Origin of the sequence: Hyphomicrobium sp. NDB2Meth4, from assembly GCF_900117445.1 — a bacterium.
Taxonomy (GTDB): Bacteria; Pseudomonadota; Alphaproteobacteria; order Rhizobiales; family Hyphomicrobiaceae; genus Hyphomicrobium_A.
The window spans coordinates 46489-56151 of sequence record NZ_FPEJ01000008.1 but is presented as its reverse complement, the minus strand read 5'-3'; the positions used below and the strand labels follow the sequence as shown (position 1 = coordinate 56151).

The 9663-nt window shown below is 62.3% G+C and carries 9 protein-coding genes; 2 read left to right on the top strand and 7 right to left on the bottom strand.

The window, feature by feature from the left end:
- Positions 1 to 582: 582 nt before the first annotated feature.
- From recQ to NDB2M4_RS13290, 5 genes are all read right to left on the bottom strand, one after another.
- On the bottom strand, positions 583 to 2454 hold the full coding sequence (gene recQ / locus NDB2M4_RS13310) for a DNA helicase RecQ (protein ID WP_083556336.1): 1872 nt from the start codon (positions 2452 to 2454) through the stop codon (positions 583 to 585).
- A gap of 89 nt (positions 2455 to 2543) precedes the next feature.
- Positions 2544 to 3638 (bottom strand): cytochrome-c peroxidase, encoded by a 1095-nt coding sequence (locus NDB2M4_RS13305; protein ID WP_244536172.1) that lies wholly within the window; start codon positions 3636 to 3638, stop codon positions 2544 to 2546.
- A 95-nt stretch (positions 3639 to 3733) separates the two neighbouring features.
- Complete coding sequence (locus NDB2M4_RS13300) at positions 3734 to 4225, bottom strand: group III truncated hemoglobin (RefSeq protein WP_072375899.1); 492 nt, start codon at positions 4223 to 4225, stop codon at positions 3734 to 3736.
- Positions 4226 to 4253: 28 nt separating this feature from the next.
- Positions 4254 to 4775: a hypothetical protein gene (locus tag NDB2M4_RS13295; RefSeq protein ID WP_072375897.1), complete on the bottom strand. Its 522-nt coding sequence runs from the start codon at positions 4773 to 4775 to the stop codon at positions 4254 to 4256.
- Positions 4776 to 4886: 111 nt separating this feature from the next.
- Positions 4887 to 7118, bottom strand: coding sequence for a TonB-dependent receptor (locus NDB2M4_RS13290; protein WP_139247268.1), 2232 nt, complete (start codon positions 7116 to 7118; stop codon positions 4887 to 4889).
- A 306-nt stretch (positions 7119 to 7424) separates the two neighbouring features.
- Here NDB2M4_RS13290 and NDB2M4_RS20265 point away from each other — a divergent pair, with 306 nt between their 5' ends.
- Positions 7425 to 8060, top strand: a complete 636-nt coding sequence (locus tag NDB2M4_RS20265; protein ID WP_072375895.1) for an SH3 domain-containing protein — start codon at positions 7425 to 7427, stop codon at positions 8058 to 8060.
- A 122-nt stretch (positions 8061 to 8182) separates the two neighbouring features.
- Here NDB2M4_RS20265 and NDB2M4_RS13280 read toward each other — a convergent pair whose 3' ends face one another.
- On the bottom strand, positions 8183 to 8602 hold the full coding sequence (locus NDB2M4_RS13280; protein WP_072375892.1) for a CBS domain-containing protein: 420 nt from the start codon (positions 8600 to 8602) through the stop codon (positions 8183 to 8185).
- A gap of 271 nt (positions 8603 to 8873) precedes the next feature.
- Between NDB2M4_RS13280 and NDB2M4_RS13275 the strand changes: the two genes are divergently transcribed.
- Entirely contained in the window at positions 8874 to 9227 is a 354-nt protein-coding gene (locus NDB2M4_RS13275; protein ID WP_072375890.1) for a hypothetical protein, read from the top strand.
- Positions 9228 to 9313: 86 nt separating this feature from the next.
- Here NDB2M4_RS13275 and NDB2M4_RS13270 read toward each other — a convergent pair whose 3' ends face one another.
- Positions 9314 to 9547, bottom strand: coding sequence for a glycosyl hydrolase family 5 (locus tag NDB2M4_RS13270; protein WP_139247266.1), 234 nt, complete (start codon positions 9545 to 9547; stop codon positions 9314 to 9316).
- Positions 9548 to 9663 lie beyond the last annotated feature (116 nt).

Sequence of the window (9663 nt, the reverse complement as noted above, 5' to 3'; positions counted from 1 at the left end):
GTGACACGTCCAATCCGACATAGCAGGTCATCGAGCAGCCTCCGATGTGCGAAGAGCCGAGCAATAGCGCTCTGACCGCGGCACTATGGAGGATCATGCTCCGCCGCGATTACCCGATGTCCACACATGGGACGAACCTGTCATTGCGACTTGGTGCATCTTGCCAGGGCGAAGCACGCTCTTAGTCGTTCGCCTCCGCGGCCTCGCGAGCAGCGCCGCGCCTCACTGCACCCTTGCTTTGTAATCGCCCGCGGCGCCTCGTACCGGAAAGTCTTCAGAACTCTTGTTGAGATGCTCATCGGCCGATAAAGAAGATCGACGCCACTCGCCGGCGGCGAGCACAACATTGGGCATAACATCGAGCACAACAAATTTTTCAGACCATGAAAAATAGCGAGATAATTCAACACGCTGGAGACACGGAAATAGGGGAATCGAATGTTAGTCCCCCAGCCAACTTTCCAATTCGAACGCAGTGATGACGCCGCCGGTGCTGACCGCTCGGCGGATATCTGCGGTGGAAGACGCGAAACTAGCCGCGCTGCCGCCGGGGGCGGCTCACCGCCCAGACCAGCGGCTGTCTTAGAGGCGGCGGGAGGGGTGGGCGGCGATGGTGGCCAGGAAGGCCGCGCCGTAGCGCGCTATCTTGCTGTTGCCGAGGCCCGTAATGCCGTGCAGGGCCGATTCATCGGGCGGGCGGAATAGGGCCAGCTCAGCAAGCGTGACGTCATTGCAGATGATGTAGGGCGGCAGCTTTGCTTCCGCGGCGAGTTTGGAGCGCAGCGTGCGCAGGGCATCGAAGAGCGGCCGGTCGGCGTCGGCGACGACGATCGTGCTCTTGTTCTGGCGCTTGGATTTCTGGCTCGGCGCGCGGGTTTCCTTGGGCGCGAAGCGGATGAGGAACTTCTCTTCGCCGCGCAGGATCGGACGTGCCGCTTCGGTGAGCTGCAGCGTGCCGTGGCCTTCGTCGTCGCCGGTGAGGTGACCGGCGGCGGTGAGCTGGCGGAAAACCGCCTTCCATGTCGCCTCGTCGGTGTCCTTGCCGATGCCGTAGACAGGGAGACGATCGTGACTGGCGCGGACGATGCGCTCTGACTCGCGGCCGAGCAGCACGTCGATCAGGTAAGTCGATCCGAAGCGCTGGCCGGTGCGATAGGCGGCAGACAGCGCCTTTTGCGCGAGCACGGTGCCGTCAGTCGTGCGCGGCGGGTTGAGGCAGTTGTCGCAATTACCACACGGCTCGGTCTGCCGTTCGCCGAAGTAGGCGAGCAATGCCTGACGACGACAGCTCGGCAGCTCGCACAAGCCGACGAGCGAGGCGAGCTTCTGGCGCTGCACCTGCTTATGGGTTTCCGAGCCCTCGCTTTGCGCGATCCATTGGCGCTGCTGGACGATGTCCTGCAATCCGTAGGCGAGCCAGGCGTTCGCAGGCAGGCCATCGCGGCCGGCGCGACCGGTTTCCTGGTAGTAGGCCTCCAGAGACTTCGGCAGATTGAGGTGGGCGACGAAACGCACGTCGGGCTTATCGATGCCCATGCCAAAGGCGATGGTGGCGACGACGATGATGCCGGCCTCGTTGCGGAAGCGCTCGAGCACCTCGCGCCGCACCTCGGCGTCGAGGCCGGCGTGGTAGGCCAGCGCAGTGCGCCCCTTGCCCGATAGCCAGGTGGCGGTCTCCTCCACCGACTTGCGCGACAGGCAATAGACGATGCCGGCGTCCTCGGCGTGTTCGCCCTCGATGAAGCGCCAGAGGCGCTCGCGGGCGCCCATGCTGCCAGCATCGGAGATGGTGTAGCGGATGTTGGGGCGGTCGAACGAAGCGACGAAACGCTCGGCCTTTTCGAGACGCAGCTCGGCGACGATTTCCTCGCGCGTGCGCTCGTCGGCGGTGGCCGTCAGGGCGATGCGCGGCACGGAGGGGAAGCGTTCGGCCAGCAGCTTGAGCTGGCGATACTCCGGGCGGAAGTCGTGGCCCCATTGTGAGACGCAATGCGCCTCGTCGATGGCGAAGAGGGCGATGTCGGTGCGCGATAGCAGCGCCAGCGTTCGGTCCTGCAGAAGGCGCTCGGGCGAGACGTAGAGGATGTCGAGGCCGCCGGACGTGATCCAGTTCTCCAGCGCCGTTTGTGCGCGGTAGTCGAGCGTCGAATTGAGGAAGGCGGCTTTAACGCCGGCGGCGCTCAGGGCCTCGACCTGGTCTTGCATGAGGGCGATCAGCGGCGAGACGACGACGCCGAGGCCGGGGCGCACGAGAGAGGGTATCTGGTAGCAGAGCGACTTGCCGCCGCCGGTCGGCATCAGCGCGAGAACGTCGCTGCCGGCGATGAGCGATGAGATGATGCCCGCCTGATGCGAGCGGAAATCGCGATAGCCGAACACGTCGGCCAGGACCTCGCGCGCGCGATCGAGCTGGCCGGCTGAGGTCATTTGCTTGCGCGCTGCGGTACCCGACATCCCCTGCGAGACACTATGCTGCCCATTCTGGGACCTGGGTAGCGCGATTCGCTGGTGCGCCAGCGCCGCCGACCAGCGCTATGCGCAGCTCATTGCGGTATCAGGGGCTCGTAGCGCTTGTCAGTCAGGGTCTTGAGGAAGGCGACGAGGGCATCGACGCGGCGGTCATCAAGGCCGGGGCCGGTCTCCAGCTCCTTCATAGAGAGATTCTGGGGGACCTCGGGCGGGTCCCAGGGCTTGCCGGTCTCAGGGTTGATCTGCCGCTTGCGGGCCTTGCTGTTGTACTTGTCGTAGAACAGCACGACGGTACGCAGATCGTTGAACACGCCATTGTGCATGTAAGGGCCGGTGACGGCGACGTTGCGAAGCGTCGGCACCTTGAACTTGCCCTCTTCGGCGGTGCTCTTGATGGCCGGATTGGCGGAGAGGCCGCGATCGGCGGGTTTGCCGTTGGCGGCGTGCAGCGCCGCGTTCGCGGGCGTTCCGACGTTGTGGTACTCGAAGTTGGAGAAGACCTCTTTCTCCGACCCGCCCATCACATTCAGCTTGTGGCACTGGCTGCAGTTGGTGAACTGGGTCGAGAAGAAGAGCACGCGGCCGAGCTCTTCCTGGTCGGTCAGCTTTTCCTCGCCGCGCAGATAGCGGTCGTACTTCGAATCGAACGGCGCGAACTGCGGCGTGCGTTCGAAGGCGGCGATGGCGCTGGTCATGGCCGCGAAACCTTTCTCGACATCATCGAGCACGCCCGCGCCGTAGAGCGTGTTGAAGGCTGCGACGTAGGACGGGTTCTCCTTGAGGCGAGCGACGACGCTTGCCTTGTCGGGCATGCCCATCTCGACCGGATTGAGCGGCGGGCCGCCGGCTTGCTCCTCCAGGGTCTTTGCGCGGCCATCGAGGAACAGGCCGCCGACGGCCTTGCCCTTGGCGTTGATGTGGAACTCAGGGGCGAAGCTGGCGTAAGTCGCGGTGGGCGCGTTGCGCTCGCCGATCGATTTGCCGTCGTCGCCGACGGAGACTGCCCCTGCGCCTTTCGCATTCGCGCGCGGGTCGGTGAACGCAAGGTTGGGCGAATGGCAGCTTGCGCAGGCCTGCGCCCGGTTCTTCGACAGGTTGACGTCGAAGAAAAGGTCGTTACCGAGGGATTCAGGTGTGACAGCGGGCGGATCGGCAGCGTTGCCCGGAATGGCGAGATAGCCCGCAGCCAAGACGACTGCCCCCGCGACTGCCGCGAGCGGCAGCGCGCGCCCTACCAAGCGTGATGCACTCCCCCACCGCATTTTCATGAGCGCCGTGAAGGGTCCGTCTGATCCTGCGGCCACTCGAAAACCAGTCTGGCGCGGTGTGCCTTCATGCGCGGCGTCTCCAGAGGGAACAGTCCAGCCATGAACGATTTAGCCATGTGATGTGCCTTGTCGATGGCGAAGTTTGCCTGAGCGGGCGGAAGCTCAACAACCGCCGCTTCTTCGAACAGTTCCAACCAGCGGTCGAAGTGCTCCGGCCGGATGGGCATTCCCACGTGGGCCGGATATGCCTTACCTTGATAGCGCTCCGTGCCGAGCAGCGCACGCGACCAGAAATCGCACACGGTGGCGACGTGACGCTCGAAGTCGACGATGCCTGCCCGCATGACGGGGGCGAGAAGGTCGTCGGCGTGCGCCTTAACGTAGAAGAGGCGCACGCAGCGTTCGATGGCTGCCTCAAGGGCGGCAGGATTGACAGGTGCGGCCCCGGCCAGAGTTGCGGACGTGCTCGCCCCTTCGTCTCGATCCATGGTGTGACCTCTGCGGCCGCCGTTGCGGCTACTTTCCTTCGTTGACGGTGATGCGGATGACGTCCTTGGGCGCGCCGCTGATCTGAACTGTGAGCGGCCCTTCGCCGATCTCGAAACGGACGCTCTTATGGATGGCCTTGCATTCCTGGCGTCCGCTGAAGCCCTTGGAGGAGATGAGCTCGCCGTTCTGCGCGGCATCGATCCAGCCGTTATCAGAGAGTGAAATCTGATAGAGGCCGGGCTTCAGGCCTTCGATCGTGAACCAGCCCGAAAAGGTGTCAGCCGCGATGCGCTGCGCCTTCACACCCGGAGCGACGGGCATCTTCACCGACTTAGCGGGCTGCAGCGACAGGGCCACGGCCTTCTGCGGCGGAGACGCGAGCTTGCCCTCGGACTTCACGGCGACATCATCGCTGGAGGCGAGCCAAGCCAGCTCGGTGTCGAGCGGCCATTTGAAGCCGGTGCAGTCCTCGGCGAGGACGGGCGTGGCGAACGATGCAGCAGCGGCGGCGCACAGTAGCGCGGCGAATAAGGGACGGGCGATTTTCATAGCGGCTCCGAAGTTAAGCGCGGGGGACGAGGTTGGACTTGACGAGGATCAAAAGGAGAAGGCCGGCGCGTTGACGGGGGCACGCGCCGGCCTGACTACAACCTGCCCAGATCAGAACTGAGCGCGGATGTTGGCGTAGAACTGGCGACCCGGATCGGGATAGCCGTCAGTCAGCTCGTAATACTCGTCCGTCAGGTTCTTGCCTGCGAGCGAAGCGGTCCAGTTCTCATCGAGGCGATACTCGACATCGAGGTTCACGAGCGCGTAGGAGCCGACCTTGGCGTAGTCAGCAGTGAGACCAGATGTGCCACTGACGACGCTCCAGCGGTTGCTGGCCAGCTCAAGGCTCGGCGTGACGGTGAGGTCGCGCATCGCCTTCCACGACATATAAAGAAACGCTTCGTGTGTCGGCGTATCCGTCGGCTTCAAGTTCGGATCCACTGGATCCGAGATTTTGCGATGCAGGTAAGTGTAGTTACCGCCAACGCGCAGACCGGGGAACAGATCGTAGTCGACCGAGAACTCAATGCCGCGGTTCACACCATCGCCGACGTTCTGACTCTGACGGACATCATTGCCGGTGGACGAGTCCGTGTACTGGTACACGGAGTCGATGTAGTCGCTGATCTCGGTGTAGAAGACCGCCGCCGATACCTTCAGTCTTTTGTTGAACGTGTCGCCCCAACCGAGCTCATGGTTTCGCGCTCTCTCCGCCTTGAGGTCGGGATTGGGAAGTGCCGTGCCGAAGCGGGTGGAATAACGCTCGAACAACGTCGGAAAGCGCGAGCGCTCCGAGACATTCGCGTAGACCTTTCCATCTTCGCTATAGCGAAGAATGGCCGCGCTCTGCCAGTTCCATGCATCGTTTTCTCCCGTCGGATAGCCTTTGACGACGCCGGAGGAGCTATCGTAGTACTCGGCCCGCTTGAGGCGCGAGTTGTCCTGGCTGATGCCAGCTACGATATCGAACCACTTGGTCGCGTGGAACGTGTTCTCAGCGGCAAAGTACCAGTTGTACTCTTCGCGATATTGCATCGGCTCGACATAGCCGCTCGAGCTGTCCGGCCGGTTGTAGTCGTGCTCGCCGTGATGGTCGAAGCGATAGTGCGCCGATGCCTTCAGCGTGTTCATCGGGATGAGATCGGTTCCGACCTCGACCGAACCTCCGTAGACGACGTCATCGTACCAGCTTCGGAAGCTTTTCTGGGACGATTGCGTCGTATAGGACGCGTTATCGTATGAGAACAGAGAGTTGTTGAGCGTGTTGTAGTACGCGTTGGTCTTTACGTACGAGGCCTCGCCCAGCTTGGTATGTGTAAAGCCTGCAAGGCTTGTCATATCCCACTTTGGCCACTGCCAAAATCTTCCGGAAGAAGTGCTGGTTTGATCGATGAAGAGCGGCGCGCCTTTCTCGCCGGCCTGTGACGTATAGCTGATCGCATACTCATCAGTGGCATTCGGCGTGTAGCCGATCTTGGCGTTTACTCGCCAGTCGCGGGTCTCGGATCCGTCGCGGCCATCACCCTTTTCCAGCGCACCCGCTACAGGCGAGTAGTCGCCCGACAGATTCCATTGGTCGACGTTATAGATCGTGCCGCTGACTTGCGCGTAGCCTTCGTCGCGGCGCGTGCCCACGCGGCCGTAGCTGGTGAAGGCGTTCTTCGTGGAGAGGTCGCCGTCGAACGTCATGCCGACGCGCACCTCGGATTCGAGCTCCTTGGTGGGTTTGCGGCTGACCATGTTGATCGAACCGGCCATGCCTCCGGGCCCGTTCAATACGGAGACATAGCCTTTCTCGATCTGAATCTCCGCGATGTCCGGCGTCAGGAAGCGATTCATGTCGATGCGGTTGTCTGCGGGCAGATAGATGCGCGCACCATCGATGGTGAGCGGCACGCGCCAGCGGTCGAAGCCGCGCACCATCACGTCACCCTCATTGCGGGTACCGCCGTACTGGGCCATGGAAACGCCTGGTGCGAGCGCAGCCGCCTGCGGGAGTGTGACAGTGTTGAAGGTCCACATGGTCTCGTTGGAGACGGTGGCGCCACCGATCATCGAGAGCTGGCCGAGCGTGAAGATGCCCGTCTTGCCGTCGCCTTCGGTTCCCTCGCCCGCTTCGGACGGGACACTCGAAGCGCTCGTTGCCGTGCTCTTCTTGGCTTTGCTGGTCTTTGGCTTGTTCAACGGCTGGGACGGCGCTGTCACGTCCAGTGGCGGCAGCGGCGTGGCCTCGGAAGCCGTTACGTCACCTGCCGCCGTCAGCGGCGCCTCCTGCGCGTTGGCAGCAGGCAATAGGATTCCCATCGCGGCGCCCCACAGCGCCGCGTACGCAAACGTACGCATTACAATTACACCCCTACTCAGTACCCCGTGTCGCTATGTTCACATGGATACAACGTAAGGCAAGTGTAATTTGATCACACCTGTCCAAGATCAGTAGCCACAGCTCAGCCGCCCCGGCCCTGCTGCCCGCGCGCGCAGTTGGTGGCCGATCTGCTCGAAATAGATGCGCTGGCGCCGGAACGATGCTCCTCGAACCGTTGGACTATCGTTGGAAAGTGGCGCGTCAACTAAATGCGGCGGCGGCCATCAACCTGCCAAGGTTGGCGCACACATGAGCCTCAACTACCCCCGAGGAGACGAATGCGAATGAAGTTGAGAATTATGGTAGCCGCGCTGGCGACAGTGCTGGGAGCCGCCGCTGCGCAGGCCGACCCCGGCTATGCGACAGCCAATGTGAATATGCGGACAGGGCCCGACATCGATTATCCCAGTCTCGGTGTCATCCCCGAAGGCGAGCCGATCTACGTCGAAGGCTGCCTGCGCGATGAGTCCTGGTGTGACGTCCGCTGGGGACCGGATCGCGGCTGGGTCTATAGCGAATACATCGCCTTCGATTACCGTGGCAACATGGTGCTGTTGCCGGACTATGGTCCAGCCTACTTCCGGATTCCTTTCGTGACGTTCTCGGTGCGCGACTACTGGGATCGCTATTACGTCGGGCGTCCCTGGTACCGGGATCGCGCGCGCTGGTACTCCTACAAGTGGCAGCCGCGCCGTGGATGGCACGCTCCCCCGCCTGGCCCGCGCAATCCCGGCTGGTGGCGTTCTGGCTATGTCGCTCCGAAGGGAATGCGTCCGCCGCCTGACAGGGGCTGGCGCCGACCGGCTCGCGTCGAGCATCGTGGCGATCGCCGCGATGACCGGCGTGACGATCGCCGGGACGACCGGCGCGATGATCGACGGGACGACCGGCGAGATGATCGCCGCGACGACCGGCGCTGACGTGACGTCATCCGTTGTGTGAATAAGGACGCCCGGGCAGTTCACTGTCCGGGCGTTTTCACTTTGAGGCGCACGGCATCGACGCCCGAGCGTCCGCTGCGTGGCCTCGCTCTAGCGATGCTTCATGCGTGATGCGCCGACACGGCTTTCATGACTTCGGCAGTGAGCTTGTCTGTCGCCGCCGCTGAGATGTCGCCGAGACTGATCATGCCAATCACGCGGTGACTCTGGTCGCACACGGGTATGCGGCGGATCTTCTTTGCTTCCATGGTGTGCAATACGTCGTGGACCTTGTCTTCGTCGGCGCAGCATACGGCGCCCTTGGTCATCACATCGGCGGCGGTGAGCTTCGATAGGTCCTTGCCGTTGGCAACCGCGCGGATGGTGATGTCGCGATCGGTCACCATGCCCTGGAGCTTATCCTTGGTGCCAACTGGAATTGCGCCGATGTCCTCTTCGCGCATCTTTTGCGCCAGCTTAGAAAGAGGCGTTTCGGGCGGCATGACTTCAATGCCCTTATGCATCAGCTCTCGAATTTTCATAAAACTCTCCTCTGACTTTAGGCTCCTCTACTTGTGGCAGTGACGCAATGATCCTATTGCGGATCAATGGCGCATTGCTTCGCGTCAATCGATGCAATGCAAGTAATTGATGCGTGTCAACACACATGCTCCGTCATCTGCTCAACTCATATGGGCTTGGCAGCGGTTCGTCACACCGTGTGAAAACTGTGATGGGTGGATTTGGCGAACCCGATCCACTCGGCGCGTTTGCTACGCAGTCTCGCATGGGCCAGGAAACAGGAGGCAGAAAATGGCGAAGGAACAGACTACCAAAGAAGAAGCGGATCAGCAGCCTATGGCGTGGACGGGTCCGGCGCTAGCGACAGGCGTGCAGCTGACCGACGCCATGTGCACGCGGGCGATCGAAGTGACTTCCGAGCTTACCGACTTCACGCTGGCGCGGATCGAGGAGGATGTGCGGCTGCCTGAGCGCCTCTCGCACTGCAGGTCTCCTCAGGACGTGCAGCAGGCGTGGATCGATTTTTGGAACAAGGCGTTCAGTCAATACCAAGCCGAGTGGCTGCGCATTGCCGCCATAAACAGCGGTCCCCTTCTCGCTACAGATTCCGCCCAGCCTGCGCGTCGCGGGCGGCCAGCTGCCTAGGTCCGGCGTCGCATTCGCCCAGTCGTAGTGAAGCCGACTTTCGCCGGCCTCACCACTAGTGATCATTGCGATTGGCTAGTAGCCGATCAGGCGCCGCAGCTGTGGCGATACATGCAGCGAGCGTAACGCCAAGTGCCAAGGCCCCAGCGGAATTCGCAGCGCTGGCTCCAGCGCATGCAGCGATAGTCAGGCGCAACATACACAACCGGCGGAGCCGGAGGGGGCGGCGGCGGACCAAAGTCGGCGGCCATTGCCTTGCCAGCGATAACACCGCCAGCGACGACGGCCAGCGGAGCGATGTACTTCAAACTAAGCTTCATGGGCTTCTCCCGTTCCTGCCGCTCCATAGCTACCCCATCACGTATTAAAGAAAATTGATTGAGATCGGTCTGTTAGGTGCGGCTTGTTGCGATTCCGGATCGCCCTGAACAACGCT